The sequence below is a fragment of the Amycolatopsis keratiniphila genome (assembly GCF_000400635.2).
GTDB classification, from domain to species: Bacteria; Actinomycetota; Actinomycetes; order Mycobacteriales; family Pseudonocardiaceae; genus Amycolatopsis; species Amycolatopsis keratiniphila.
The window spans coordinates 6,814,559-6,841,153 of sequence record NC_021252.1; the positions used below are offsets into that span (position 1 = coordinate 6,814,559).

The following is a 26,595-nucleotide window of genomic DNA, read 5'->3' on the forward strand; positions in this document are numbered from 1 at the left end:
GCATGACCATCGCGCCCGAGCGAGTGGAAGAAACCGTCGCGCGCCCTCTCACGACCGGACGCGCCCGGTTCGTCCTGATCCTCGGCGGCCTGTCCGCCTTCGGGCCCCTGTCCATCGACATGTACCTGCCCGCGCTGCCGCAGATGGCGGGCGAACTGCGCGCGGCGGACGCGACCGTGCAGCTCACGCTCAGCGCGTTCATCATCGGGCTCGCCATCGGCCAGCTGATCCTCGGACCGCTGTCCGACGCGATCGGCCGCCGCAAACCGCTCGTGGCCGGGCTCGCGCTCTACATGGTCGGCTCGATCCTGTGCGCCGTCGCGCCGACCGCCGAACTGCTCATCGCCGCGCGCGGTGTCCAGGCCTTCGGTGCCGCGGCGGGCATCGTGATCGCCAGGGCGACCGTGCGCGACCTCTACTCCGGCACCGCGATGACGAAGTTCTTCTCGCTGCTCATGCTGGTCAACGGGCTCGCCCCGATCCTGGCGCCGATCATCGGCGGCCAGATCCTGAACTGGACGTCGTGGCGCGGCGTGTTCGTCTGCCTGACCGTGTTCGGCGGACTCCTGCTCGCCGTCGTCTTCTTCCTGCTGCCGGAGCCCCTGCCCGAGGAGCGCCGCACGCCCGCGCGGTTCGGCTCGGTGCTGCGGAAGTACGCGAGCCTGCTCCGCGATCGCGGCTTCCTCGGCTACGCGCTGGCCTCCGGGCTGATGTTCGGCAGCCTGTTCGCCTACATCTCCGGCTCGTCCTTCGCGCTCCAGGGCGTTTACGGGCTCAGCCCGCAGGCGTACAGCCTGGTGTTCGGGCTCAACGGCATCGGCATCGTGGCCGTCGGGCAGCTGAACGGGCGCATCGTCGGACGTTTCCCGGAGCGGACTCTGCTGACCGTCGGCCTGGTCGTCGCGGCGGTGGCCGGCTTCGGCGTGCTGGCCGCGTCGGCGCTGGACCTCGGGCTGATCGGGCTGCTGATCCCGCTGTTCATCCTGGTGTCGAGCATCGGCATGGTGGCGCCGAACGCGAGTTCGCTGGCGCTCGCCGAACAGGCGCGGTCCGCCGGTTCGGCGTCGGCACTGCTGGGTGTGCTGCAGTTCGTCGTCGGCGGGCTGGCGACGCCGCTGGTCGGGCTGGGCGGTCCGGGCACCGCGGTCCCGATGGGGATCGTGATGGCAGGCTTCGGCGTGCTCGCGCTGCTGGCCTTCGGGACCATGACGCGGCCTTCGCGGGCCTTGGTCGCCCAGGCGGCCTGACTCGCCTTCAAACGCTAGGAAAGGACCGTTCCTTGCAAATTTTGCAAGGAACGGTCCTTTCCTAGCATCCGAAGGGGTCACACGAGCGAAGTGAGGTCAGCGGTCCTCAACTGCTCCGCGGTCACCGCCGCTCGCCCCTCCACCAAAGCCTTCAAGGCGTCCCCGTCGTCCCACTGGTTGACGTTCATCGCGGCGGCCACCTGCCCGTCCCGCAGCCAGAACGCGGTGAAGTCCCGCGCCGCGAGATCGCCCCGCACCACGAGCTCGTCGGTTTCGGGATCGGCGAGACCGCGGTACTCGCATCCGAGGTCGTACTGGTCCGAGAAGAAATACGGACTCCGCAAGTACGGTTCGTTCTCGCCCAGCAGGTTCCCGGCGACGTGCTCCCCCTGCCATTTCGCGTTCGACCAATGCTCGACGCGGACACGTTTTCCGTAGCGGGGGTGGAAATGCGCGGCGATGTCGCCGATCGCGTAGACGTCGGGCGCGGCCGTCCGCAGGCCGGCGTCGGCGCAGACACCGCCGTCGTCGGACAGTTCCAGCCCGGCGGCGTGCGCGAGGTCGACCCGCGGCGCGGCGCCGACGGCCACCAGCACGACGTCGGCGGGGAGTTCGTCACCACTCCGAAGGCGGACGCCGGTCACCCCATCGGCGTCACCGGTGAAACCGTCGACGCCTTCACCCAGACGCCAGTTCACCCCGTGCTGGGTGTGGAGGTCCTTGAAGACGCCGGACACCTGCTCGCCCAGTACCGCGACCAACGGAGAGCCGACCTGGTCGACCACGGTCACCTCGGCGCCGTGTTCCTTGGCGGCCGCCGCGGCCTCGGTCCCGATCCAGCCCGCGCCGACGATCACCACCCGCCGCGCGTCCTCGAACGCCGAGCGGAGCGCCAGCGCGTCGTCGAGGGTGCGCAGGGTCCGCAGCCCCGGCAGATCCCCGCCGGGCACCGGCAACGACCGCGGCCGGGAGCCGGTCGCGAGCACGAGCCGGTCGAAGCGGTGTTCGCCGCCCGCGTGGTCGTGCACGAGCCGCGCGCCGAGCTCGATCTTGGTCGCGGTCACGCCGCTCCGGAACGCGATGTCCTTTTCGCCGTAGAAACCTTCGCCGTGCACCCAGTCGGGTTCATCGGCCTTGCCCAGCAGAAGTCCCTTGGACAAGGGCGGTAATTCGTACGGGCGATGCGTGTCGGTGCCGAGGAGCACGATCTCACCCTCGTAACCGCGTTCTCGCAGCGCTCCGGCGGCCGTCGCCCCGGCGAGACCGGCGCCGACGATGACGATCTTCCTGGGTTCGGACATCCATGACCTCCCAAGCAGTCCCTCCCCCGGACGCTACTCCCGTCTCTCCCCGTCCGGCCTAGCGAAAGCGGAAGTCGATCACGAAACGCGGTATCGGTTAACCCATCAGTAGGAATGTGGGGTAACCGGCGTCACGCCCCCCAAAGCGCCTCGTCCCAGCCTCGGATGACGAAAGGGAGATCATGGGATACGGGAGGATGAGGACGTTGGCACCCCGGGACGAATGGTCGGTCGGCTGCCGGGATCTCGCGGGCAGGCGCAGGGACGTGACGGTGTTCGTGAGCAGCGACAAGATCGTGCTCGTGGCGCCGCCCGGAGAGGCCGCCGTACTCGGGCCGCTGGACGTGGGGCGCCTGCGCGCCGCGCTCCGCGACGCCGTGGTCGCGGTGGCCGAACATCCGGACCACAGTGAATGACAACTACCGTTCCTACTTCTGAGTAGGTAGAGTCGGGCCCGTTCGGAAGGAGCCGGCCATGACCACCTACTTCGTGACGGGCGCGACGGGTTTTCTGGGAAAACGCCTGGTCGCGCGCCTACTACGGCGACCCGAGACCGTAGCCGTCCACGTACTCGTGAGGGAGACCTCACGCGGGAAGCTCCCGAGCCACGAGAAGCTCGTTCCCGTCACCGGCGATCTGACCGAACCCTCGCTGGGCATCGATCCCGCCCGCCTGGGCCCCCTTGACCACGTCGTGCATCTCGGCGCGATCTACGACCTCACCGCGGACGAAGCGGCGAACCGCGCGGCCAACGTCGACGGCACCCGCAACGTCCTGGAGTTCGCCGCCGCCGCGAAGGCCGGGCTCTTCCACCACGTCTCGTCGATCGCGGTCGCCGGGCAGTACGCCGGGCGGTTCACCGAGGCCGACTTCGACCTCGGCCAGAGCTTCGCGTCGCCGTACCACGCGACGAAGTTCGAAGCGGAGAAACTCGTGCGGAGGCACGGGAAAACGCCGTTCCGCGTGTACCGTCCGTCCGCCGTGGCCGGTGATTCGCGCACCGGTGAGATGGACAAGATCGACGGTCCGTACTACTTCCTTCCCGCGATCTCGCGGCTCGCCGCGCTGCCCCGCCGTCTTCCGCTGGCCGCCCCGGATCTCGGCGCCACGAACCTCGTTCCGGTCGACTACGTCGTCGAAGCGATGGAACACCTCATGCACGTCGACGCGCCCAGCGGCAGCACGTATCACCTCGCATCGCCCCGGCCCCAGCCGCTCCACGAGGTCTACAACGCGTTCGCGCGGGCCGCGGGCGGGCCGAAGATCTCCGCCGTCCTTCCCGCCCGGCCTTCCGGAGCGCTCAAGCGCGCGGGAACCCGGCTGGCGAAGTCCGCGGCCGCCGGCTTCGACCGGGTCCCCGGCGGACGGTCGGCCCGCGCGGCGGTGCTCGCGGAACTCGGCATCCCGCTCGAAGTCCTGCCGCATCTGAGCATGGAGGTCGACTTCGACACGAGCGCCACCACGGCCGCGCTCGAAGGCAGCGGGATCACCTTGCCCCCGTTGAAGGAGTACGCCGGCCCGCTCTACCGGTACTGGCTCGCACACCTGGATCCCGACCGCGGCCGCCGCCGTCCCGGGCCGGAACCGCTCGACGGCCGCAAGGTCCTCATCACCGGCGCGTCCTCGGGAATCGGGCGCGCGTCCGCGCTGGCCGTCGCCGCGAAGGGCGGCGAAGTGATCCTCGTGGCCAGGCGCGCCGACGAACTCGAAGAGGTCCGGGAGCAGATCGTCGCGGCGGGCGGCAAGGCGTCCGCGTATCCGTGCGACCTCACCGACGGCGGCGCCGTCGACGCTCTGGTCAAGGACGTGCTCGCCGCGCACGGCGCGGTCGACATGCTGGTCAACAACGCGGGCCGCTCGATCCGGCGGTCGCTTTCGCTGTCCACCGAAAGGTTCCACGATTTCGAGCGCACGATGGCGATCAACTACTTCGGACCCGTGCGGCTGACGCTGGGCCTGCTGCCGTCGATGACCGCGCGCGGTTTCGGCCACGTCGTGAACGTGACCACCCAAGGACTCCAGACCGACACGCCGCGGTTTTCCGCTTACCTGGCCTCGAAGGCCGCGCTGGAGGAGTTCGGGCTGACCGCCGGGCGGGAAACGCTTTCCGACGGCGTCACCTTCACCTCGGTCCGGATGCCGCTGGTGCGCACCGACATGATCGCCCCGACCGGTTCCTACCGCGGCATGCCGTCGAGCTCGCCCGAACGCGCCGCCGCCCTCGTGGTGAAGGCGTTGGAGAAACGGCCGGAGATCCTGAACCTGCCGGAGGGCACGGCCGCCGAACTGGTGACGCTCGTCGCACCGAAGACGGCCCGGTTCTTCGCCCACCTCGTCTACCGCGCGATGCCCGAGTCAGCGCCGGAATCCCGTGGCCTGCCCCGGAAGGCCCCGCTCGCCTCGGTGGCGGGCGCGGTCACCCGGCTGGTCTGGCGCCGTCGTCCCTGAGAGCCTGTGGGCGGAGCTGAGGTTTTCCCGGAAAGTGACCATACGCGTGAACCCGCCCGCCGAAGGCCCCGCTATCGCGGTGGCAGGGCGCCCTTAACCACCTTCGCGACCAGGAAGACCAGGTCGCGCCCTGTCGACGTCGATCGCGGACGCGGGTTCACCCATAGACACTGACGTCCCGGCCGGGGCTCGATCGGGGGACGCCCCCGGCCGCTACCATCGGTTTCCGATACGCCGGGGGGTCGGCGGGCACGGGCCGAGGCAGGACGACCGGGAAGGGGCAGTGTGGACGTCGCCAGTCCCCCGCTGTCGACCGGACCGGACGCGGAGGTGGTACGTCCGTCCAGGACAGTGCTGCGGCTTTCGCTGCACGCGGCCTGGGTGCTCACGCTCGCCGTCGCCACCGAACTCCGGGTGGGGCGCTTCGGTTTCCACCCGTCGGACCAGGGTTTCATCCTCGCCCAGGCCTGGCGGGTGCGGCACGGGGAGGTGCCGCATTCGGACATCATCTCCGCACGGCCGCTGGGTTCGGCGTACCTGCACATCGTCGACTTCGTGGTGCCGGGGCCGCTGTTCTTCGTCTCCAGCGTGCTCAGCATGCTGGAGATCATCCTGGCGACCATCGCGTTCGCGGTCCTGGTCACCCGCCGCCGCGTCCGTGACTGGGGGCCGGGTCTCACCGGGCTGACGGCGGCCGCGTCGCTGCTGAACCTCAACGCGTTCCCGCTGATGGCGTGGCACACGATCGACGGGATCTTCCTGACCGCGTGCGGCGCCTGGGCGCTTGATTCGGGGCTGCGCAACGGCAAGGCGTGGCCACGACGGCTCGGCCTGGTGCTGCTGGGCACCTCGGTGTTCGTCAAGCAGAGTTTCGTGCCGGTTCCGCTGATCGCGCTGTGCTGGCTGCTGCTGCACCCGTCGCTGCGCGAGGGAGCGTTCCGCACCGGCCGCTGGTGGGGGCGGCTGGCCTGGGATCTGCTGGCGCTGGGCGCTTTCCTCGTCTTCTACGTCGGAATCGTCACCCTCGACGGCGGGCTCGGCGCGATGGCCGAGCAGCTCACCGGCGGTCTGCCCGCGTACGGCGAGCGGCTTCTCGGGCTGTGGCTGGAAAATCCCGCGTCCTTGCTGCGGCCGCCCGTGCGAGGCTTGACCTTCTTCCTGATCGCCGGCGTGTTTCTCGCGCTGCTGGGGATCTTCCGCGATCGCGCCGGTTTCGCCGGAGCGCTCCTCGCCCGGCTGCTGCTCCTCGCGGGGGTGGCGGTGGTGGTCGGCACCGTCGTCGACGGGCATTTCACCGGCGCGTCGCGCTGGGCGGACGTGCTTTGGTGGATCCTCGGCGTCGCGCTCCTGGTGAACTGGGCGGCGACGCGGCGCTTTCCGAGAATGGGGGCGCTGGTCTTCGCGACCGGCTTCATGACCAGCCTGTCGTGGGGCAACGACACCCCGACGTTGTTCACCGGAACACTGGCGCTGACGGCGATCCTGCTGCTCGCGGACGCGCTGCCGCCGCTGCCGGAACCGCCTCGCCTGATCGGGCTGGCGGGTGCCACGGCGATGGGCCTGGTAGCGGTGCTGGCGTCGGGCTGGGCCGTGGTCGCGCATCACGACGAAGCCGCGTACCTCGACATGGCGCACGAGAAGCTGACGGGCGACCTCGGCACGGTGACGCCGTCGATGCGCGGTATCCGGACGAATCCGGGCACCTACACCTACATTTCCCAGATCCAGGACTGCGTCACGCGTTTCCCCGCCGGGCGCACGGCCGTGCTGCCCGACAACCCGTTCGCCTATCCCGCCTTCGGCCTGCGCAACCCGTTCCCGCTGGAATGGCCGCTGCCGCTGGAGATCGTCGCCGATGCCCCGGAACGCATGCTCGCGACGGCCGACGGGCTCAACCGCGACGGCGACTACCTGGTGCTGTTCCAGACCGTGAGCATGCCCGCCCTGGCCAAGGGCGGACCGGTACCCGCGCAGGTCGCCGGGGACGCGCCGATCTTCGACTACCTCGGGCTGGAGAACGCGCTGCGGGAGCGGCTCACCGGGCAGACCGTCACCTGCGGCAGCTTCATCGGCAAGTGGGCACCCCGCCCCTGACGCATTTCGTCCTCTGAATGCGGGGAGGTCACTCGACGCCGGCGTCCTCGGGGCGGCCGGAGGCGAGTCCGGCGAGCACGTCCAAAGCGGACCCGAGCGTGTCGAGTGGCGGTGACGAGACGGCGAGCCGCACCGCGTTCGGGGCGTGCCCGGGGACGACGGCGAACGCGGCCGCCGGGGTGACCGCGATCCCGCGGCGTGCGGCGGCGGCGACGAAGGTCTCGGCGCGCCAGTGTTCCGGGAGCTCCCACCAGCAGTGGTACGCCTGCGGATCCGCGCGCAAGGTGAACCCGGCCAGGCGTTCCGCCGTCAGCCGCTGGCGTTCCGCGGCGTCGAGCCGTTTCGCCCGTTCGACGGTTTCCAGCGTGCCTCCGGTGATCCACCGGGTGGCGGCTTCGACCGCGAACCGGGGCGCGACCCAGCCGCCCGAGCGCACGGCCGCGGCGAGCCGTTCCGTCCAAGCCGCCGGCACGGCGAGGAAGCCGGTGGTCAGCCCCGGGGCGAGCCGTTTGGACATGCTGTCGGCGAACACCGTGCGTTCCGGCGCGTACGCCGCGAACGGGCGGACCTCGGGCCGCAGGAAGGTGTAGATCCCGTCCTCGATCACCGGGATGTCCATCCGGCGCACGGTTTCCGCCAGCTCCGCCCGTCGCGTTTCGTCCATTGTGGACCCGAGCGGGTTGTGCAGGGTCGGCTGGACGTACAGCGCGCGGACGGACGCGGCTTCGAGCGCTTCGGGAATGAGCCCCATGTCGTCGGTCTCGATCGGTACCAATTGGACGCCGAGCCGCCCGGCGAGCGCCTTGACCACGGGGTAGGTGATGGCTTCGACGGCGAGCCGTTCCCCCATCGGCACGAAGGCGGCGATGGCGGCCGCGATGGCCTGGCGCCCGCTTCCGGCGAAGAGGATCTCCGGCGTCCAGCCCTCCTTCGCGATCAGCCCGGCGACGGCGTCACGCGCCTGCTTCGAGCCCGAGACGCTTCCCGGCCGCAACGCCGCCGTCAGGACGTCTTCGCGCAGGAGCGGCTCCAGCGCCTTCCCGACCAGCGCCGACTGGTCCGGGAGGACGGCGAAATTGAGTTCGAGGTCGACCGTCGCACCGCCCGGTTCGGCGAGCGCGGTCTCCAGCGGCGGCCGCGCGGCGCGGACGAACGTCCCCCGGCCGACCTCGCCGACCACGACCCCTCGCCGGACGAGTTCGCCGTAGACCCTCGCGGCGGTGGAGTTAGCGATCCCGCGCTCCCTGGCGAAGCGCCGCTGCGGGGGCAGCCTGTCGCCGGGCCGGAGCCTGCCCGCCTCGACGTCGGCGGAGATCTCGTCCGCGACTATCCGGTAGTCCTCCATGCCGCCCTTCGATCGCACCGAGCGCATTCACGCGATTGCACTCGGGATGATGCCATCGAAGCACGTCGTGAGCCGACTGCGACCTACGGAACACCACAACAGCGGCCTCCTAGGTTAGCCTAACCTGCGTGGAGACCGTGGAAACCCTCACCGAGCAGAGCACGACGTCCCGTCTGCACGCGGACGCGCTGACGCTCGCCTACGACGGCCGGACCGTGGCCGAAGACCTCGGGGTGGTCATCCCCGACCGGTCGTTCACCGTCATCGTCGGGCCGAACGCCTGCGGGAAGACGACCCTGCTGCGCGCGCTGGCGCGGATGCTCAAACCGCGCAAGGGTTCGGTGTTCCTCGACGGTCAGGTGATCAGCTCCTTCCCCGCCAAGGAGGTCGCCCGGCGGCTCGGCCTGCTGCCGCAGAGCTCGATCGCGCCCGACGGCATCACCGTCGCCGACCTCGTCGCGCGCGGCCGGTACCCGCATCAGCGCCTGCTGCGCCAGTGGTCCCGTGAGGACGCCACCGTGGTCGCGGAGTCCATGCGCGCCACCGGCGTCGACGACCTCGCCGAGCGGCTGGTCGACGAGCTGTCGGGTGGTCAGCGTCAGCGCGTGTGGATGGCGATGGCCCTCGCGCAGGAGACCGATCTCCTGCTGCTCGACGAGCCGACGACCTATCTGGACATCGCACACCAGATGGACATCCTCGATCTGTGCGCGGAACTGCACCAGCAGCAGGGCCGGACGCTGGTCGCGGTGCTGCACGACCTCAACCACGCCGCCCGCTACGCGACGCACATGATCGCGATGCGCGGCGGAGAGGTCCTCGCGACCGGCGCGCCCGAAGAGGTCGTGACCGCCGCCAACGTCGAAAAGATCTTCGAGCTGCCCTGCCGGGTCATGCCGTGCCCGGAGACCGGCACCCCGCTGGTGATCCCGAAAGCCGGACGCCGCGCCGCCTGATCGCCTCGGAGTAGGTTGGCGGCGGAGGTGCCATGTCACAGCAACTGTGGTCCGAAGTGGACGACTATCTGTCCGGGGTTCTCGTCCCGTCCGACGCCGCCCTCGAAGGCGCGCGGAAGGCGTCGGACGAGGCCGGGCTGCCGTCGATCGCCGTCGCGCCGAACCAGGGCAAACTGCTCAACCTGATGGCGAGGATGATCGGCGCCCGGTCCATCCTGGAGATCGGCACGCTCGGCGGATACAGCACGATCTGGCTCGCCCGCGCCCTGCCGCCGCAGGGCAGGCTCGTCACCCTCGAATACGACCCGAAGCACGCCGAGGTCGCGCGCGGGAACATCGACGCGGCCGGGCTCGGCGGGCTGGTCGACGTCCGGGTCGGCAAGGCGCTGGACCTGCTGCCGTCGGTCGAGGGTCCGATCGACCTGGCGTTCATCGACGCCGACAAGGCCAACAACCCGGCCTACTTCGAGGCGTCTCTGAAGCTCGTCCGGCCCGGCGGCGTGATCGTGGTCGACAACGTCGTCCGCGGTGGCGCGGTGACCGACGCCGCCAGCGAAGACCCGAACATCCAAGGGATCAGGCGGCTGCACGAGATGATCGCCGCCGAGCCCCGCGTCGACGCGACGGCGATCCAGACGGTCGGCAGCAAGGGCTACGACGGGCTGACCGTCGTGCTCGTGAAGCCCTGACGGAACCGCCTCGGTCCAGTGGGTCGTGAGTGGCGTTTCGGGTTAGAACACGAATCGCCACTCACGACCCACTGGACCGAAGCATCACCGCGGTGCCGTCGTGGCGGGACGCGGCTCGGAACCGTCCGGCCACCGCGCCGGCTGTCCTCGATGGACACCGTTCATGAAGCGCTGCCACATGTCCGCCGGAAGTGTCCGGCCGGTCAGTTTCTCCCCGGCGGCGTCCCGCAACCGGCGCGGCTCGTCGGAGCCGACCCACACCGCGGTCGCGAGCTGCGGTGTGTACCCGACCGCCCAGCCGCCCGCGTTGTCGTCCGTCTCGTTGAACTGGAAGTCACCGGTCTTCAGCGCCGCCGGACGATCCTTCAGGCCGGTGGCCAGCACCTGGCTCATCGTGCCCGCGATCCGGCGGCTCAGCGCCTCGTCGCCCTGGAACGCGGGCGTCTTGTCCGACGGCCGTTCCCACACGACTTCGCCGTTCTCGTCCCGGATCTTCGACACCAGATGCGGCGTGGCGCGCATGCCGCCGGCGGCGAAGGTCGCGTAGGCACCGGCCATGTCACTGGGGCGTAAGGGATACCGGCCGACCGCGATCCCCGGCCCGATCAGGAATCCGTCCTTCTCGCGCAGGGTCACCGCGCCGTCGACGGACTCGGGGATCCCGGCCGCGCGGGCGCCTTCCCGGACCGCTTCGGCGCCGAGCTTCTTCGCCAGGTCGACGAACGGGCCCTGAGCACCCCGCCCCATCGCCTCGCGCAGCGTGCACTTCCCCGTTTCACCGCACTGGTCCTGGAACTCGAAGGTCTCGCCGAGGAAATCCACCGACGCGGGTGCCTTCAGCGGTTCGTCCACGTTCACCCCCCGTTGGAGCCCGGCGGCGAGGATGAGCGGCTGAAAAGCCGTGCCGGTGCCGTACGGGGTGCCCGCGTAGTCGTGCACGCTCCAGCCACCGCCGTTGTAGGCGCGAATGGCCCCGGTCCCGGGTTCGACGGCGACCAGCGACGCGCGGAAGTGCTCCGGTTGCCCCTTCAACCGCTCCTTGACCGCCTTCTCGGCTTCGGCCTGGGCACGTGGATCGATGGTCGTCTCGACCTTCATCGCGCCGCCGCGGAGCCGGTCGAGCGGGTAGCCGACCTGCTCGAGTTCGGCGAGGACCTGCTGCTTGATGTGGTACTGCTCGTAGGTGACGCGACCGGCGCGGGTCTCCGACGGCGCCTGGATCGCGTCCTCCGGATAGGTCATGGCGACCGCTTCGGCCTGGCTGACGTAGCCCCGCGCGACCAGTTTGTTCACCACGTAGGACCAGCGCTTCATCGCATGCTCGTGGCTGGAGGCGTACGGGTCGTGCACCGAAGGCGACTGGATCATCCCCGCGAGGAAGGCCGCTTCGCTCCAAGTCATCGAGTCGTCGAGCTTGCGGCCGAAGTAGGCGTTCATCGCCGAACCCGGGCCGTAGGTACCGCGGCCGAACGAGATGATGTTGACGTAACTTTCGAAGATCTCCTTCTTGGTCTGCTGCTGGGTGATCTTCGTGGCGAGCACGAGTTCGGAGAACTTCCGCGTGAGGGTGGCGTCCTCGTTGCCGGTGGACTTCTTGATGTACTGCTGGGTGATCCCTGAGCCGCCGCCGACGCCGGTCACCAGCGCGCGGCCGAGCCCGGTGAGATCGAAACCCTCGTTGTCCCAGAAGGTCGGGTCCTCGGTCGCGATGATCGCGTCGCGCAGTTTCGCGGGGACGGCGTCGTAGGGCACGAACAGCCGGTCGCCGCCGGGCGGGATCACCTTGAGCAGTTCGGAACCGTCCGCGTTCTGCAGGACGACGGTCTTGTCGAGGTCGGCGAGGACCTCTTGCGGGCTGCGGACGTCGAGCAGGACGTACGCGAGCCCGAACGCGACGACCGGGATGCCGATCACCAGGCCGAGCGTCCAGGCGGCGATCTTGCGCCACCTGCGCTTCTTCCCTTTCGGCTCCGGGGTGGCCGTGGTCTCCGACTCGGGTGCGTCTGCCTCATCCGGGTTTTCCACGCCAGGTTAGACGCCCGAACGAGTGAAAAGGTTGTGGGAAAGTCACCGAACTGCCTCCTGTTCATGACTTGAAGAATTCTTCATTTGATAATGTGCTCAGATGCCCGTCCCCCTATATCAGGCCAAGGCGGAGTTCTTCCGCATGCTGGGCCACCCGGTCCGGATCCGCGTGCTGGAGCTGCTCGCCGAAGGCCCGAAGGCCGTCCGCGAACTGCTCGCCGAGATCGAGGTCGAGGCCTCCAACCTCTCTCAGCAGCTGGCCGTCCTGCGCCGGTCGGGAATCGTGACCTCGACCCGTGAGGGTTCCACGGTCGTGTACGCGCTCGCCGGCGGCGACGTCGTCGAGCTCCTGCGCGCGGCCCGGCGCATCCTCACCGAGCTGCTGGCGGACCAGAACGCCTTGCTCACCCAGCTGCGCGACGCGGAGTGACGCCATCGATCTCACGCACGCGCTGCTGACCTCAAGCGAGGAACGCGCGAAGCAGTGACGCGGTCCCTTCGACGTGTTCCGTCATCGCCCGGCGGGCCGCCTCGGAGTCCCCGGCGAGGATCGCGTCGACGATGGCCTCGTGCTGGGCGTTGGAATGCTCCAGGTTCGGTTCGAGCAGCGGGATCATGTCGAGCAGCTGGTTGACCCGCATCCGCGCGTCGGCCATCGCCGTGGTCAGCGAGCCGGACGCGGTGACCTCGGCGATCGCCAGATGCAGCCGCGAATCCTTGCGCCGGTAGTCGCCGACGTCGGCCGCCGCGGCCTCGGCGAGCGTGCTGGTCAGATGCTGGCGATCGGCCGGGCTGAGCGAACGCGAGGCCGCCATCTCCGCGGCGCCGGTCTCCAAGACGTGCCGGAGGCCGAGCGCGTCCTCCAGCGTGGCGTTGTCGACCTTCCGGCCGTCGGCGGCGGGCGGGTCGGGCAGGACGTCGTTGACGAACGTGCCGCCGTACCGCCCGCGCCGCGACTCGACGTACCCCGCGTCGGACAGCGCGCGGATGGCCTCGCGCAGCGTCACCCGGCTGACCCCGAGCCGCTCGGCGAGCTCACGCTCCGAGGGCAGCCGCTCCCCCGCGCCCACCACGCCCAGCCGGATCGCCTGGAGCAGCCTTTCGACGGTCTCCTCGAAGGCGTTGCCCGCGCGCACCGGGCGGAACAGCGCGTCACCCGCGTTCGCGACCGTGCTCGACTCCACTCTTCGAGTTTAGGCGGCCCGCAATTCGTCTCAGCACTCGATGACGTTCACGGCGAGGCCGCCGCGAGCGGTCTCCTTGTACTTCACGCTCATGTCGGCACCGGTCTCGCGCATCGTCTTGATCGCCTTGTCGAGCGTCACGACGTGCGAACCGTCGCCGCGCATCGCCATCCGCGCCGCGTGGATCGCCTTCGACGCGCCGACGGCGTTGCGCTCGATGCACGGGATCTGCACCAGCCCGCCGACCGGGTCGCAGGTCAGCCCCAGGTGGTGCTCGACGCCGATCTCGGCGGCGTTCTCCACCTGAGCGGGTGAACCGCCGAGGACCTCGGTGAGCCCGGCGGCGGCCATCGCGCTGGCCGAACCGACCTCACCCTGGCAGCCGACCTCGGCGCCCGAGATCGACCCCGTCTGCTTGAGGATCGAGCCGATCGCGCCCGCGGTGAGCATGAACGTCACGATGCCGTCGTCCGACGAACCCCGGATGAACCGCTGGTAGTAGTGCAGAACGGCCGGGATGATCCCCGCCGCGCCGTTGGTCGGCGCGGTGACGACACGGCCACCCGCGGCGTTCTCCTCGTTGACCGCCAGCGCGTACAGGCTCACCCAGTCCATCGCGTACAGCGGGTCGCCGACGCCGTCCTCCGCGAGCAGCTTCTCGTGCAACGCCTTCGCGCGCCGAGGCACCTTCAGCCCGCCCGGCAGCACGCCCTCGTGCTCGCAGCCGTTGCGCACGCATTCCGCCATGACCTGCCAGATCTCCAGCAGCCCTTCGCGGATCTCCTCGCGAGTGCGCCACGAAAGCTCGTTGCGCAGCATGATCTCGCTGATGGACAGCCCGGTGTCCTCGCAGTGCTTCAGCAGATCCGCGCCGGTGCGGAACGGGAACTCCAGCTTCGTCGAGTCCTCGACGACGACGGTGTCGGTCTCGTAGGACTCGTCGCGCACGAAGCCGCCGCCGACGGAGTAGTAGGTGCGCTCGCGCAGCACCTTCCCGTCGGCGTCGAACGCGCGGAAGATCATCCCGTTCGGATGTGCCGGCAACGACTTCCGCCGGTGCATGGTCAGGTCGGTGTCCTCGGTGAACACGATCTCGTGCTCGCCGCGCACCTTCAACCGGCAGGATTCGCGGATCGCCGCGATCTTGCCCGGAACGGTGTCGGTGTCGATCTCCTCCGGACGCTCCCCGGACAGCCCGAGCAGCACGGCCTTGTCGCTGCCGTGCCCGAACCCGGTCGCGCCGAGCGAGCCGAAAAGCTCGCTCTGGACGCGTGCCGTGGCGGTGAGGTCACCGTCCGCCGCCAGACCGTCCACAAAGGTCAGTGCGGCGCGCATCGGGCCCACCGTGTGGGAGCTGGAGGGGCCGATGCCGATCGAAAACAGGTCGAAGACGCTGATCGCCATTGATCTGCCCTCCTTCCTATCTGGCCAGCAGTGAGCTGGCCTCTTGGGCCGCGGGCCCTTCGGCGGCGAGATGGGCCAAATTCTCCGACAGCGCTTCGCCGCGGTGGGCCTTCGTCTGGGCGAAAAGGCGACCGGCCCGATACGACGAGCGTACGAGCGGCCCGGCCATCACACCAGCGAAGCCCATCGCTTCGGCTGCCTTCGAATGCTCGACGAACTCCTCCGGCTTGACCCAGCGGTCCACCGGATGATGCCTCGGCGAAGGTCGCAGGTACTGGGTGATCGTGAGGATCTCGCAGCCCGCGTCGACCAGGTCCTTCATCGCCGGAGCCACCTCCTCCGGCGTCTCACCCATGCCGAGGATCAGGTTCGACTTCGTCACCAGACCGGCCTCGCGGGCCTTCGTGATGACCTCCAGCGACCGCGCGTACCGGAAGCCGGGGCGGATCCGCTTGAAGATCCGCGGCACCGTCTCCACGTTGTGCGCCAGAACCTCCGGCCGCGAACCGAACACCTCGGCCAGCTGATCCGGATCCGCGTTGAAGTCCGGGATCAGCAGCTCGACACCGGTACCCGGGTTCAGCGCGTGGATCTGACGGACCGTCTCAGCGTACAGCCACGCACCGCCATCCTCCAGGTCGTCACGCGCGACGCCGGTGACCGTCGAGTAGCGCAAGCCCATGGCCTGCACCGACTCCGCCACCTTGCGCGGCTCGGTCCGGTCCAGCGCCTCTGGCTTGCCCGTGTCGATCTGGCAGAAGTCGCACCGGCGCGTGCACTGGTCGCCACCGATCAGGAAGGTCGCTTCACGGTCTTCCCAGCATTCGTAGATGTTGGGGCAACCGGCCTCCTCACACACGGTGTGGAGGCCTTCACGCTTGACCAGTCCCTTGAGCTCCGTGAACTCCGGACCCATGCGGGCCCGGGTCTTGATCCACGGCGGCTTCTTCTCGATCGGGGTCTGCGCGTTGCGGACTTCCAGCCGGAGAAGTTTGCGCCCCTCGGGGAGCGCGCTCATCGGTTGAGGTCCGCGTACAGCGGGTGCTTCTTGGCCAGCAGTTCGACCCGGGCGGACAGCGACTGGCGCAGATCCTCGTCGAAGTCCGGGCGCAGCGCCTCGGCGATGATGTCGGCGACCTCGGCGAAGTCCTCGGCGCCGAAGCCGCGGGTCGCCAGCGCCGGGGTGCCGATCCGCAGGCCGGAGGTGACCATCGGCGGACGCGGGTCGAACGGGACGGCGTTGCGGTTGACCGTGATGCCGACCGAGTGGAGCCGGTCCTCGGCCTGCTGACCGTCCAAAGTGGAGTTGACCAGATCGACGAGGACCAGGTGCACGTCGGTGCCGCCGGTCAGCACGCGGACGCCCGCCTCACTGCAGTCCGTGCGCGAAAGGCGGTCGGCCAGGATCTTCGCGCCTTCGAGCACACGCTGCTGGCGCTCGCGGAACTCCTCGCTCGCGGCGATCTTGAGCGCGACGGCCTTGGCGGCGATGACGTGCTCCAGCGGACCGCCCTGCTGGCCGGGGAACACCGCCGAGTTGATCTTCTTGGCGAGTTCCTGACGGGACAGGATGATGCCGCCGCGCGGGCCGCCGAGGGTCTTGTGCGTGGTCGTGGTGACGATGTCGGCGTAGGGCACCGGGCTCGGGTGCAGCCCGGCCGCGACCAGACCGGCGAAGTGCGCCATGTCGACCATGACCTTCGCGCCGACCTCGTCGGCGATGCGGCGGAACTCGGCGAAGTCGAGCTGACGCGGGTACGCCGACCAGCCGGCGATGATCAGCTTCGGCTTGTGCTCCTTGGCGAGGCGCTCGATCTCCTCGATGTCGACGATCCCGGTCTCTTTGTCGACGTGGTAGGCGACGACGTTGTAGAGCTTGCCCGAGAAGTTGATCTTCATCCCGTGGGTCAGGTGCCCGCCGTGGGCGAGGTCGAGACCGAGGATGGTGTCGCCGGGGTTGAGCACCGAGACCATGGCGGCGGCGTTGGCCTGCGCGCCCGAATGCGGCTGGACGTTGGCGTGCTCGGCACCGAAGAGCGCCTTCGCGCGGTCGATCGCGAGCTGCTCGATCACGTCGACGTGCTCGCAACCGCCGTAGTAGCGGCGGCCGGGGTAGCCCTCGGCGTACTTGTTGGTCAGCACCGAACCCTGCGCCTCGAGCACGCCCACCGGGGCGAAGTTCTCCGAGGCGATCATCTCCAGGGTCGACTGCTGCCGGTCGAGTTCGGCCGCGACGGCGGTGGCGACCTCGGGGTCCACTTCGGACAGGGCAGCATTGAACATCTCAGTTCTCCTGGGTCAGGACGGCGTACGCCTGGGCGTCGAGCAGGGCGGGCACGTCGCCGGACAGACGCACCTTCAGGAGCCATCCTTCGGCGTACGGGTCCGAGTTGATGAGCTCGGGGGTGTCCGTTGTGGCCTCGTTCACCTCGACGACCTCGCCGTCCACCGGTGCGTACAGCTCGCTGACCGACTTGGTCGACTCGACCTCGCCGAACACCTCGCCCGCGGTGACGGTGTCGCCGACCGAGGGGAGCTGGACGAACACGATGTCACCGAGCGATTCGGCGGCGAAGGCGGTGATGCCCACGGTGGCGACGCCGTCGGCGACGTTCAGCCACTCGTGTTCCTTCGTGTACTTCAGGTCCTGGGGGATGCTCATGAGAAAGGGGCCTTTCAGGCGCGGGAGTAGAAGGGCAGGGCGACGACCTCGACGGGCTCGATACGGCCCCGGATGTCGACGGAAAGCTCGGTACCGGGCTCGGAGTGCTCCCGGTCCACGTAGGCCATGGCGATCGGGTAACCCAGCGTCGGCGAGAGGGCACCGCTGGTGACCTCGCCGATCTCGGTGTCACCCGCCAGGACGGTGTAGCCGTGACGCGGGGCGCGGCGGCCGGAGCCCTTGAGCCCGACGCGCACGCGGGGAACGTCCTTCTTGGACAGCTCTTCGAGCGCGGCCTTGCCGACGAAGTCGCCCGGCTTCTCGAACTTGACCACGCGGCCGAGACCGGCCTCGAACGGGCTCAGCTGGAGGCTGAGTTCGTTGCCGTACAACGGCATTCCCGCTTCGAGACGCAGGGTGTCGCGGCAGGCGAGACCGGCCGGGAGCAGGCCGTGCGGCTCGCCCGCGTCGGTGAGGATGCGCCAGACGGCGGGCGCCTCACCGGCCGGGACATACAGCTCGAAGCCGTCCTCGCCGGTGTAGCCGGTGCGGGCGAGCAGGACGTCGTGGCCCTTCACGACGGCCGGGACGCTCGCGTAGTACTTGAGCGCGCCCAGGTCGGCGTCGGTGACGGCACCGAGGATCTCGACGGCCTTCGGGCCCTGGACGGCGATCAGCGCGACGTCCTCGGACTTGTTCTCGACGACCGCGTCGAAACCCGAGACCCGCTCGGCCAGCGCCTCCGCGACCACGGTGGCGTTGCCCGCGTTGGCCACGACCAGGAACTTCTCGTCGGCGAGCCGGTAGACGACCAGGTCGTCCAGCACGCCGCCGTTCTCGTCGCAGATCATCGTGTAGCGCGCCCGGCCCGGCTTGACCCCGGACAGGTTGCCGACCAGCGCGTAGTCGAGGGTGTCGGCGGCCTGCGGGCCGGTCACCTCGATCTCGGCCATGTGGGAGAGGTCGAACAGGCCGGCGGCCTCGCGGACCGCCTTGTGCTCCGCCAGTTCGCTGGAATAGCGGATCGGCATGGACCAGCCCGCGAAATCGGTGAACAGCGCACCCAGTCCTTTGTGGACTCCGTGCAGGGACGTCTCTTTCGACATCAAGTGCCTCAGTTCTCGTAGGCGTTGAGCGGCGGGCAGGAGCAGACGAGGTTACGGTCCCCGCGCGCACCGTCGATGCGGCGCACCGGGGGCCAGTACTTGGACTTGCGGTTCACTCCGGCGGGGTACACGGCCAGTTCGCGGTCGTAGGGCAGGTCCCAGTCGCCGACGAGGGTCTCCGCGGTGTGCGGGGCGTTGCGCAGCGGGCTGTTGTCCGCGGCCCACTTGCCCTGCGCGACGGCGTCGATCTCGGCGCGGATGGCGATCATGGCCTCGATGAAGCGGTCGATCTCGCCGAGGTCCTCGGATTCGGTCGGCTCGACCATCAGCGTGCCCGCGACCGGGAACGACATGGTCGGGGCGTGGAAGCCGTAGTCGATCAGGCGCTTCGCGACGTCGTCGACGCTGACGCCGGTCTCCTTGGTGAGCCCGCGCAGGTCGAGGATGCACTCGTGCGCGACCAGGCCGTCCTGGCCGGTGTAGAGCACGGGGTAGTGCTGGTTGAGGCGCTTGGCCACGTAGTTCGCGGCGAGCACGGCGACCTGCGTCGCGGCGGTGAGCCCGCCCGCGCCCATCATGCGGACGTACGCCCACGAGATCGGCAGGATCGACGCCGAGCCGTACGGGGCGGCGCTGATCGGGCCGACACCGGTCTCGGGGCCGGCCTTCTCCAGCAGCGGGTGGTTCGGCAGGTACGGCGCGAGGTGCGCGCGGACCGCGACCGGGCCGACGCCGGGGCCGCCGCCACCGTGCGGGATGCAGAAGGTCTTGTGCAGGTTCAGGTGCGAGACGTCGCCGCCGAACTCACCCGGCTTGGCGAGCCCCAGCAGCGCGTTGAGGTTCGCGCCGTCGACGTAGACCTGGCCGCCCGCGTGGTGGACGATCTTGGCCAGCTCGTCGATGCCGTTCTCGTACACGCCGTGCGTGGACGGGTACGTGACCATGATCGCGGACAGCGTGTCGCGGTTGGCCTCGACCTTGGCCCGCAGGTCTTCGAGGTCGACGTTGCCCTCGTCGGTGCACTTGACCACGACGACGCGCATCCCGGCCATCACCGCGGAGGCGGCGTTCGTGCCGTGCGCGGACGACGGGATCAGGCAGACCTCGCGCTCGGTCTGGCCGTTGGCGTGGTGGTACGCCCGGATCGCGAGGAGGCCGGCGAGCTCGCCCTGGCTGCCCGCGTTCGGCTGCAGCGACACCTTGTCGTAGCCGGTGACCTCGGCCAGCCAGCTCGACAGCTGCTCGACCAGCGTGTGGTAGCCCTCGGCCTGGTCGGCGGGGGCGAACGGGTGGATCCCCGCGAACTCGCGCCAGCTGATCGGCTCCATCTCGGTGGTGGCGTTGAGCTTCATCGTGCAGGAGCCGAGCGGGATCATGCCGCGGTCGAGCGCGTAGTCCAGATCGGACAGTCCGCGCAGGTAGCGCAGCATCGCGGTCTCGGAGCGGTGCGAGTGGAAGACCTCGTGGGTCAGGTACTCGCTCTCGCGGCCGAGGCCGGAGGGCAGCGCCTGGGCGCTTCCGGCCTGGTTTTCGATCCCGAACGCGTTGAGCACCTTGGCGATGATCGCGGGCGTGGTGACCTCGTCGACCGCGATGCGGACGTGGTCGGCGTCGACCGGGCCGAGGTTGATCCCGTTCTCGCGCGCGACCGCGACGACCGCTTCGGCCTGTCCGGGCATCCGGGCGAGGACCGTGTCGAAGAAGCCCTCGTGGACGACCTCGACGCCACCCTCGCGCAGCGCCCCGGCCAGCCCGGCGGCGAGCTCGTGGACGCGGGTCGCGATGCGCTTGAGGCCGTCCGGACCGTGGTAGACCGCGTACATCGCGGCGAGCACGGCAGGCAGGACCTGCGCGGTACAGATGTTGGAGGTGGCCTTCTCGCGGCGGATGTGCTGCTCGCGGGTCTGCAGGGCGAGGCGGTACGCGGGGTTGCCGTCGGCGTCGACCGAGACCCCGACCAGGCGGCCCGGGAGCGAGCGCTCGAGCCCGGCGCGGACGGCCATGAACCCGGCGTGCGGGCCGCCGTAGCCGAGCGGGACGCCGAAGCGCTGGGTGGAACCGGCGGCGATGTCGGCGCCGAACTCACCCGGCGCGGTGATCAGCGTGAGGGCGAGCAGGTCGGCGGCGACGGTGTACAGCGCGCCGGCGGCCTTCGCGGTCTCGGAGATGGCGGAGTAGAAGCCCGCGCCGCGCAGCACGCCGGAAGCGCCCGGGTACTGGACGACGACGCCGAAGAACTCCTCCGGCAGGCCGGTGAGCAGGTCGCGGACCTCGACCTCGACGCCCATGGCCTCGGCGCGGGTGCGGACGACGGCGATGGTCTGCGGCAGGCACTCGGCGTCGAGGACGACCTTGTTCGACTTCGCCTTCGACGCGCGTCGCATCAGCATGACGGCCTCGGCGACGGCGGTGGACTCGTCGAGCAGGGAGGCGTTCGCGGTGGCGAGACCGGCCAGCTCGGAGACCATGGTCTGGAAGTTGAGGAGGGCTTCGAGACGGCCCTGCGAGATCTCCGGCTGGTAGGGCGTGTACGCCGTGTACCAGGCCGGGTTCTCCAGCACGTTGCGGCGGATGACCGCCGGGGTGACCGTGTCGTGGAAGCCGAGGCCGATCATCTGCGTCATCGGCTTGTTGAGCGCGGCGAGCGCGCGAAGCTCGGCGATGGCGTCCTCTTCGGACGCGGCGGGGGGAAGTTCGAGGTCGCGGGTGACCCGGATCGCGGACGGCACCGCGGCCTGCACCAGGGCATCGAGACTGCCGTAGCCGACCTCGGCGAGCATCTTGGCCTGCTCGGACTCCGAGGGGCCGATGTGCCGGTCGTCGAAGGACGTACTGGTCAAGGGAGCTCCTTGGGTCAGGCGCCGGATAGACCGGTGCGCTGGGAACTCCCCCTCTGTCATGGCACCTGAGAGTTTCACCACCGATGAGGGTGGCTTTCACCTTGGGTGAGGCGCACTTGCGCGCCTGCTTTCCAGAGTGGCCTCGCGTGAAGCGGTAGTGGGTACCTGAGAGATTCCGGGGAGTTTGCTCCTTCGGTGCCCCACCACGTTCGTGGGGGCTCTCCCGCTCCAGCTCGACGGCCCTGTCTGTAGTTGTGCGCACACCGTACCTGGCCTGTTCAGCGCGCGTCTACTCACCGCCGACGACGTCACTTGCGTGTTCGGAGCCGTCACTCGTGAGTTACGCCTTCAATCACGCGAGTGACGGCCCTGATCACGCGAGTTACGCGTTCTCCATCATCATCTCGGCGGTGATCGTGCCGCAGAGCTCGGCGCAGCGCCTCATCATGTCGGCCGCGTCGGCGAGCTCGGCGTCGCCGGTCTTGGCGCACTCGTCGGCGCACATGCGCATCATCTGGGAGGCGAGGCCGCACATCTTCGCGCACATGCGCATCATTTCGAGGTCGGCGATCATCGCGGAGCAGCGCATCATCATGTCGGCGCACATGCGGGACATGTCCGCGCAGGTCACCATCATCATCCCGAGCTTCGCGCCGCCCATCTCCATGCAGCGCGTCATCATCTCCTCGCAGCGGACGTGACACTCGTTGCACAGGTCGATGCAGTCACGCATGGCGGTGCTCATCTGCCGGGTCATGCTCTGGCCTCCTGGGTGGTCCTGGATGCTGGCTTCGCGTTCAGGACTACAGCGCAGGTCAGCGGGCCGCCATCCCAGCCACCGGGACGAGTGACGGTCAGCCCGGCCCGGGGTGAAAGGGCCCTTCACCGCATGAGACGAGGGGAAAGCGTCCTTCGGCCCCCAGTACCGAGCGCGACGGCCGGCCCGAGTACATGAAGGCCCCCTTCCTGTACCTAGGCGCAAGGAAGGAGGCCTTCATGTACTTCACCGCATTCAGAGGACTAAACGCGGGCCGGGGTCAGAGCGGGGTGACGTAGGCGCCCGAGATGCCGCCGTCCACAAGGAACTGCGAAGCGGTGATGAACGAGGCGTCGTCGCTCGCCAGGAACGCGACCGCGGCGGCGATCTCCTCCGGCTCCGCGAACCGCCCGACCGGCACGTGCACCAGCCGCCGCGCGGCCCGCTCGGGGTCCTTCGCGAACAGCTCCTTGAGCAGCGGCGTGTTCACCGGACCCGGGCACAGCGCGTTCACCCGGATGTTCTCCCGCGCGAACTGCACGCCCAGTTCCCGGCTCATCGCCAGCACGCCGCCCTTGGACGCGGTGTAGGAAATCTGCGATGTCGCCGCGCCCATCACCGCGACGAACGACGCCGTGTTGATGATCGAGCCCTTCCCCTGCCGCTGCATATGCGGCAAGACCGCCTTGCAGCACAGGTACACCGACGTCAGGTTGACCTTCTGCACCTTCTCCCACGCGTCGATGCCCGTGGTGAGGATCGAGTCGTCCTCCGGCGGCGAGATACCCGCGTTGTTGAACGCGACGTCGACCGAGCCGAAAGTGTCCACAGTGGTCTGGAACAGGGCCTCGACCTGCTCGGCGTCGGTGACATCGGCCTGCACGAACAGACCGCCGACCTCGTCGGCCGCGGCTTTCCCGGTCTCGGCGGAGATGTCGCCGATGACGACCTTCGCGCCTTCGCTCGCCAGCCGCCGCGCGGTGGCGAGGCCGATCCCGCTGCTGCCACCGGTGATTACGGCGACGCGGCCTTCGAAACGCTGAACCATTATTCCTCCGTGCTGATGAAAACGTTCTTGGTCTCGGTGAAGGCATCGACGGCGTCCGGGCCGAGCTCCCGGCCCAACCCGGACTGCTTGAATCCGCCGAACGGCGTCCAGTACCGGACGGACGAATGCGAGTTGACCGACAGGTTCCCGGCCTCGACACCGCGCGCGACGCGGAAGGCGCGGCCGACGTCACGGGTCCAGATCGAGCCGGACAGCCCGTACTCGGTCCGGTTGGCCATGGTCACCGCGTCCGCCTCGCCGTCGAACGGGACCACGGCGACGACCGGGCCGAAGATCTCCTCGGAGGCCAGCGGATGCCGCAGGTCCGGCGGGGTGACGACGGCCGGCGCGAACCAGTACCCGGGGCCGACGGGCGCGCTGCCACGGAAGGCGACCGGCGCGGAATCGTCCACATAGGACGACACCTTCGCGTGATGTCCCGCCGAGATCAGCGGGCCCATCTCGGTGATCTCCAGCCGCGGATCCCCGACGACGACGCCGTTCACCGCGGGTTCCAGCAGCTCCATGAACTTGTCGTACACGCTCGACTGCACCAGGATCAGTGACCGCGCGCAGCAGTCCTGCCCGGCGTTGTCGAACACGCCGTACGGCGCGGTGGCCGCGGCCTTCTCCAGGTCGGCGTCGGCGAAGACGATGTTCGCGTTCTTGCCGCCGAGCTCCAGGGTCACCCGCTTCACCTGCGCGGCACAGCCCGCCATGATCCGTTTGCCGACCTCGGTGGAGCCGGTGAACACCACCTTCCGCACCGCCGGATGGTCCACGAAACGCTGCCCCACCACGGATCCCTTGCCGGGAAGCACCTGGAAGACGTCTTCGGGGATCCCCGCCTCGCGGGCGAGTTCGCCGAGGCGGATCGCGGTGAGCGGGGTGAGCTCGGCGGGTTTGAGCACGACCGTGTTCCCCGCGGCGAGCGCGGGTGCGAACCCCCAGCCCGCGATGGGCATCGGGAAGTTCCACGGCACGATCACCCCGACCACGCCCAGTGGCTCGTGGAACGTCATGTTCACGCCACCGGGCACCGGGATCTGCTTGCCGGTCAGCCGTTCGGGCGAAGCCGAGTAGTACGTCAGCACGTCGCGGACGTTGCCCGCCTCCCAGCGCGCGTTGCCGATCGTGTGGCCGGCGTTGGCGACCTCCAGCGCGGCGAGGTGCTCGATGTCGGCGTCGACGGCGTCGGCGAACCGGCGCAGCAGCCGTGCCCGGTCGCCGGGGGCCACCGCGCGCCAGGCGGGGAACGCCGCGTGCGCGCGGGCGATCGCCGCGTCGGTCTCCTCGGCCGAGGTCAGCTCGACCGACCTCACCACCTCCTCGGTGGCGGGGTTGATCACCTCGAACGTGGTCATTCGCGCTCCTTCGCAGCTTTCACCAGCGCTTCGAAAAGCCTGATGTCGTCGGGATTCTGTTCGGGATGCCATTGGACGCCGAGCACGAACCCGTCGCCGGGCAGTTCGGCCGCCTCGATGGTCCCGTCGGCGGCCCAGCCGACCGGGACCAGCCCGTCGCCGAGCTTGTCGATCGCCTGATGGTGGTAACACGGCACCTTGGTCTCGGCGCCGAGGATCGACGCGACGCGGCTGCCCTCGGCAAGCCTCACCGTAGTGGTGCCGAAGACCCCCGGCGCGGGCTGGTGATCCGCGCTGTCCACCGTCTCCGGCAGGTGCTGGACGAGCGTGCCGCCCAGCGCGACGCTGAGCACCTGCAGCCCGCGGCACACGCCGAGCACCGGTTTCCCACCGTCCAAAGCGGACCGCAGCAGGCCGAACTCGAACGCGTCCCGGTTCGGCCGCGTGTACGTCGTCGCGTGCTGCTCCTGCCCGTAACGTGCCGGTTCGACGTCCGCGCCGCCGACCAGCACGAGACCGTCCACGGCGGACATCAGCCGATCGTGTGCCTCGCTCACCGGCGGCAGCAGGACCGGGATCCCGCCCGCCGCGACGATCCCGTCGACGTAGACCCGATGGAGCAGCGCCGCTTCGGTCTCCCACACCAGGAACTTCGCGGGTTCCAAATAGGACGTGAGCCCGATCAGGGGCTCAGAGACGTTCGAAGCCACGGATCCTCTCCCAGTCGGTGACGGCGGCGTCGTACGCGGTGAGCTCGACCTTCGCCGCGTTCAGGTAGTGGTCGACGACCTCGTCCCCGAACGCGGACCTCGCGAGTGCGCTCCCGTCCAGCAGGGCCGCGGCCTCCCGCAGGGTCGTCGGCACGGTCGGCTTGGCGGAACCGTAGGCGTTGCCGTGGAACTCCGGCTCCAGCTCCAGTTCGTTCTCGATGCCGTGCAGCCCGGCCGCGATCAGCGCCGCCACCGCGAGGTACGGGTTCACGTCGCCGCCGGGGACGCGGTTCTCGGTGCGCAGCGAGTCTCCGTGCCCGACCACGCGGAGCGCGCACGTGCGGTTGTCCGTGCCCCACGCGACGGCCGTCGGCGCGAAGCTCCCGGGCACGAACCGCTTGTAGGAGTTGATGTTCGGCGCGAAGAAGTAGGTCAGCTCACGCAGGCCCGCCAGCTGACCGGCGAGGAAGTGCTCCATCAGCGGCGAGAATCCGCCAGGACCGTCGCCCGCCAGGACCGGTTCGCCCGCGGCCGAGCGCAGGCTGATGTGGATGTGGCAGGAGTTGCCCTCGCGTTCGTTGTACTTCGCCATGAACGTGAGGCTCTTGCCCTCCTGCGCGGCGATCTCCTTGGACCCGGTCTTGTAGACGCTGTGGTTGTCGCAGGTGGTCAGCGCGTCGGCGTAGCGGAACGCGATCTCGTGCTGGCCCGGATTGCATTCGCCCTTGGCCGACTCGACGTACAGCCCCGCGCCGCCCATGTCGTTGCGGATACGGCGCAGCAGCGGCTCGATCCGCGCGGTGCCGAGCATCGAGTAGTCGACGTTGTACTGGTTGGCCGGCCGAAGGTCCTGATAGCGCTTGTCCCAGGCCGACTCGAAGGTGTCGTCGAAGACGATGAACTCCAGTTCGGTGCCGACGTAGGCGGCGAGTCCGCGCTCGGCGAGCCTGTCGAGCTGGCCGCGCAGGATCTGGCGCGGCGAGGGGGCGACCGCGCCGCCCTGTACCCGTTCGAGGTCGGCGAGGACGAGCGCCGTGCCTTCCTGCCACGGGAGCAGGCGCAGCGTGTCGAAGTCCGGGCGCATGACGAAGTCGCCGTAGCCGGTCTCCCAGGACGACATCGCGTAGCCGTCGACGGTGTTCATGTCCACGTCGACGGCGAGGAGGTAGTTGCACGCTTCGGTGGCGTGCTCGACCACCTCGTTGAGGAAGTACTCGGCGGCACAGCGTTTGCCCTGCAGCCTGCCCTGCATGTCGGTGATCGCCACCAGCACCGTGTCGACGGTGCCGTCCTCGACCAGTTCCCGGAGCCGATCCAGCGTGAGCATGCCGCGCCTGTTCGCCATCAGCCTCACCTAAAGGTTCGAAGCGGTACCTTTGCGGCTTCTTCCTACCGGGTCGGCCGAACCCGGTCAA

At 69.5% G+C, this 26,595-nt stretch carries 22 protein-coding genes and 1 riboswitch; of the genes, 7 read left to right on the top strand and 15 right to left on the bottom strand.

What is annotated here, in order from left to right:
- Window positions 1-2: 2 nt before the first annotated feature.
- The gene (locus AORI_RS71255; RefSeq protein WP_016336356.1) at window positions 3-1,247 is read left to right on the top strand and encodes a Bcr/CflA family multidrug efflux MFS transporter; all 1,245 of its coding nucleotides are present in this window, start codon (window positions 3-5) and stop codon (window positions 1,245-1,247) included.
- A 77-nt stretch (window positions 1,248-1,324) separates the two neighbouring features.
- Here the strand turns inward: AORI_RS71255 and AORI_RS71260 are convergent, their stop codons facing one another.
- Window positions 1,325-2,548 (bottom strand): NAD(P)/FAD-dependent oxidoreductase, encoded by a 1,224-nt coding sequence (locus AORI_RS71260; RefSeq protein ID WP_016336357.1) that lies wholly within the window; start codon window positions 2,546-2,548, stop codon window positions 1,325-1,327.
- Between the two features lie 197 nt (window positions 2,549-2,745).
- Between AORI_RS71260 and AORI_RS71265 the strand changes: the two genes are divergently transcribed.
- The 3 genes from AORI_RS71265 to AORI_RS71275 all read left to right on the top strand — a co-directional run bounded on the left by AORI_RS71265 (window position 2,746) and on the right by AORI_RS71275 (window position 7,090).
- A complete protein-coding gene (locus AORI_RS71265) occupies window positions 2,746-2,964 on the top strand; it encodes a hypothetical protein (RefSeq protein WP_039922712.1) in 219 nt (72 codons plus the stop codon).
- A gap of 58 nt (window positions 2,965-3,022) precedes the next feature.
- Window positions 3,023-4,996 carry an SDR family oxidoreductase gene (locus tag AORI_RS71270; protein WP_016336358.1) on the top strand — a complete coding sequence of 658 codons (1,974 nt, stop codon included), beginning with the start codon at window positions 3,023-3,025 and terminating at the stop codon, window positions 4,994-4,996.
- Between the two features lie 285 nt (window positions 4,997-5,281).
- Window positions 5,282-7,090, top strand: coding sequence for a hypothetical protein (locus AORI_RS71275; protein WP_016336359.1), 1,809 nt, complete (start codon window positions 5,282-5,284; stop codon window positions 7,088-7,090).
- Window positions 7,091-7,118: 28 nt separating this feature from the next.
- Here the strand turns inward: AORI_RS71275 and AORI_RS71280 are convergent, their stop codons facing one another.
- Complete coding sequence (locus AORI_RS71280) at window positions 7,119-8,435, bottom strand: aminotransferase-like domain-containing protein (RefSeq protein ID WP_016336360.1); 1,317 nt, start codon at window positions 8,433-8,435, stop codon at window positions 7,119-7,121.
- Between the two features lie 128 nt (window positions 8,436-8,563).
- Here AORI_RS71280 and AORI_RS71285 point away from each other — a divergent pair, with 128 nt between their 5' ends.
- Entirely contained in the window at window positions 8,564-9,391 is an 828-nt protein-coding gene (locus AORI_RS71285; RefSeq protein WP_016336361.1) for an ABC transporter ATP-binding protein, read from the top strand.
- Window positions 9,392-9,423: 32 nt separating this feature from the next.
- Window positions 9,424-10,080: an O-methyltransferase gene (locus AORI_RS71290; protein WP_016336362.1), complete on the top strand. Its 657-nt coding sequence runs from the start codon at window positions 9,424-9,426 to the stop codon at window positions 10,078-10,080.
- Between the two features lie 84 nt (window positions 10,081-10,164).
- Here AORI_RS71290 and AORI_RS71295 read toward each other — a convergent pair whose 3' ends face one another.
- Window positions 10,165-12,105, bottom strand: coding sequence for a transglycosylase domain-containing protein (locus tag AORI_RS71295; protein ID WP_016336363.1), 1,941 nt, complete (start codon window positions 12,103-12,105; stop codon window positions 10,165-10,167).
- 100 nt (window positions 12,106-12,205) lie between these two features.
- On the opposite strand from AORI_RS71295, the gene AORI_RS71300 reads away from it, so the two are divergent.
- On the top strand, window positions 12,206-12,535 hold the full coding sequence (locus AORI_RS71300) for an ArsR/SmtB family transcription factor (protein ID WP_016336364.1): 330 nt from the start codon (window positions 12,206-12,208) through the stop codon (window positions 12,533-12,535).
- 31 nt (window positions 12,536-12,566) lie between these two features.
- On the opposite strand, the gene AORI_RS71305 is transcribed toward AORI_RS71300, so the two are convergent.
- The 12 genes from AORI_RS71305 to AORI_RS71360 all read right to left on the bottom strand — a co-directional run bounded on the left by AORI_RS71305 (window position 12,567) and on the right by AORI_RS71360 (window position 26,525).
- The gene (locus AORI_RS71305; protein ID WP_016336365.1) at window positions 12,567-13,289 is read right to left on the bottom strand and encodes a FadR/GntR family transcriptional regulator; all 723 of its coding nucleotides are present in this window, start codon (window positions 13,287-13,289) and stop codon (window positions 12,567-12,569) included.
- A gap of 30 nt (window positions 13,290-13,319) precedes the next feature.
- The gene (locus AORI_RS71310) at window positions 13,320-14,693 is read right to left on the bottom strand and encodes an L-serine ammonia-lyase (protein ID WP_016336366.1); all 1,374 of its coding nucleotides are present in this window, start codon (window positions 14,691-14,693) and stop codon (window positions 13,320-13,322) included.
- 16 nt (window positions 14,694-14,709) lie between these two features.
- Window positions 14,710-15,711, bottom strand: coding sequence for a lipoyl synthase (gene lipA, locus AORI_RS71315; protein WP_016336367.1), 1,002 nt, complete (start codon window positions 15,709-15,711; stop codon window positions 14,710-14,712).
- A complete protein-coding gene (gene glyA / locus AORI_RS71320) occupies window positions 15,708-16,976 on the bottom strand; it encodes a serine hydroxymethyltransferase (protein ID WP_016336368.1) in 1,269 nt (422 codons plus the stop codon). Before glyA ends, lipA begins: the two co-directional genes overlap by 4 nt.
- 1 nt (window position 16,977) lies before the next feature.
- The gene (gene gcvH, locus AORI_RS71325; RefSeq protein WP_016336369.1) at window positions 16,978-17,355 is read right to left on the bottom strand and encodes a glycine cleavage system protein GcvH; all 378 of its coding nucleotides are present in this window, start codon (window positions 17,353-17,355) and stop codon (window positions 16,978-16,980) included.
- 14 nt (window positions 17,356-17,369) lie between these two features.
- Window positions 17,370-18,461, bottom strand: coding sequence for a glycine cleavage system aminomethyltransferase GcvT (gene gcvT, locus AORI_RS71330; protein ID WP_016336370.1), 1,092 nt, complete (start codon window positions 18,459-18,461; stop codon window positions 17,370-17,372).
- 8 nt (window positions 18,462-18,469) lie between these two features.
- Window positions 18,470-21,301, bottom strand: coding sequence for an aminomethyl-transferring glycine dehydrogenase (gcvP, locus tag AORI_RS71335; RefSeq protein ID WP_016336371.1), 2,832 nt, complete (start codon window positions 21,299-21,301; stop codon window positions 18,470-18,472).
- A gap of 142 nt (window positions 21,302-21,443) precedes the next feature.
- Window positions 21,444-21,537, bottom strand: a riboswitch (glycine riboswitch).
- Window positions 21,538-21,683: 146 nt separating this feature from the next.
- Window positions 21,684-22,058 carry a four-helix bundle copper-binding protein gene (locus AORI_RS71340; protein ID WP_016336372.1) on the bottom strand — a complete coding sequence of 125 codons (375 nt, stop codon included), beginning with the start codon at window positions 22,056-22,058 and terminating at the stop codon, window positions 21,684-21,686.
- Between the two features lie 280 nt (window positions 22,059-22,338).
- Window positions 22,339-23,106, bottom strand: coding sequence for a 3-oxoacyl-ACP reductase (locus AORI_RS71345; protein ID WP_016336373.1), 768 nt, complete (start codon window positions 23,104-23,106; stop codon window positions 22,339-22,341).
- A complete protein-coding gene (locus AORI_RS71350) occupies window positions 23,106-24,470 on the bottom strand; it encodes an aldehyde dehydrogenase family protein (RefSeq protein ID WP_016336374.1) in 1,365 nt (454 codons plus the stop codon). Before AORI_RS71350 ends, AORI_RS71345 begins: the two co-directional genes overlap by 1 nt.
- Window positions 24,467-25,180, bottom strand: coding sequence for a gamma-glutamyl-gamma-aminobutyrate hydrolase family protein (locus tag AORI_RS71355; protein ID WP_016336375.1), 714 nt, complete (start codon window positions 25,178-25,180; stop codon window positions 24,467-24,469). Before AORI_RS71355 ends, AORI_RS71350 begins: the two co-directional genes overlap by 4 nt.
- Window positions 25,161-26,525: a glutamine synthetase family protein gene (locus AORI_RS71360; protein WP_016336376.1), complete on the bottom strand. Its 1,365-nt coding sequence runs from the start codon at window positions 26,523-26,525 to the stop codon at window positions 25,161-25,163. Before AORI_RS71360 ends, AORI_RS71355 begins: the two co-directional genes overlap by 20 nt.
- Window positions 26,526-26,595: the final 70 nt, after the last annotated feature.

Excerpts from the sequence above, each read along its gene's own strand:
- AORI_RS71290 (WP_016336362.1), top strand. The coding sequence starts at position 9,424 with ATGTCACAGCAACTGTGGTCCGAAGTGGACGACTATCTGTCCGGGGTT.
- AORI_RS71360 (WP_016336376.1), bottom strand. The coding sequence starts at position 26,525 with ATGGCGAACAGGCGCGGCATGCTCACGCTGGATCGGCTCCGGGAACTG.
- AORI_RS71310 (WP_016336366.1), bottom strand. The coding sequence starts at position 14,693 with ATGGCGATCAGCGTCTTCGACCTGTTTTCGATCGGCATCGGCCCCTCC.
- AORI_RS71260 (WP_016336357.1), bottom strand. The coding sequence starts at position 2,548 with ATGTCCGAACCCAGGAAGATCGTCATCGTCGGCGCCGGTCTCGCCGGG.
- glyA (WP_016336368.1), bottom strand. The coding sequence starts at position 16,976 with ATGTTCAATGCTGCCCTGTCCGAAGTGGACCCCGAGGTCGCCACCGCC.
- AORI_RS71280 (WP_016336360.1), bottom strand. The coding sequence starts at position 8,435 with ATGGAGGACTACCGGATAGTCGCGGACGAGATCTCCGCCGACGTCGAG.
- AORI_RS71300 (WP_016336364.1), top strand. The coding sequence starts at position 12,206 with ATGCCCGTCCCCCTATATCAGGCCAAGGCGGAGTTCTTCCGCATGCTG.
- AORI_RS71255 (WP_016336356.1), top strand. The coding sequence starts at position 3 with ATGACCATCGCGCCCGAGCGAGTGGAAGAAACCGTCGCGCGCCCTCTC.
- AORI_RS71350 (WP_016336374.1), bottom strand. The coding sequence starts at position 24,470 with ATGACCACGTTCGAGGTGATCAACCCCGCCACCGAGGAGGTGGTGAGG.
- AORI_RS71265 (WP_039922712.1), top strand. The coding sequence starts at position 2,746 with ATGAGGACGTTGGCACCCCGGGACGAATGGTCGGTCGGCTGCCGGGAT.
- gcvT (WP_016336370.1), bottom strand. The coding sequence starts at position 18,461 with ATGTCGAAAGAGACGTCCCTGCACGGAGTCCACAAAGGACTGGGTGCG.
- gcvH (WP_016336369.1), bottom strand. The coding sequence starts at position 17,355 with ATGAGCATCCCCCAGGACCTGAAGTACACGAAGGAACACGAGTGGCTG.
- AORI_RS71345 (WP_016336373.1), bottom strand. The coding sequence starts at position 23,106 with ATGGTTCAGCGTTTCGAAGGCCGCGTCGCCGTAATCACCGGTGGCAGC.
- AORI_RS71340 (WP_016336372.1), bottom strand. The coding sequence starts at position 22,058 with ATGACCCGGCAGATGAGCACCGCCATGCGTGACTGCATCGACCTGTGC.
- AORI_RS71270 (WP_016336358.1), top strand. The coding sequence starts at position 3,023 with ATGACCACCTACTTCGTGACGGGCGCGACGGGTTTTCTGGGAAAACGC.
- lipA (WP_016336367.1), bottom strand. The coding sequence starts at position 15,711 with ATGAGCGCGCTCCCCGAGGGGCGCAAACTTCTCCGGCTGGAAGTCCGC.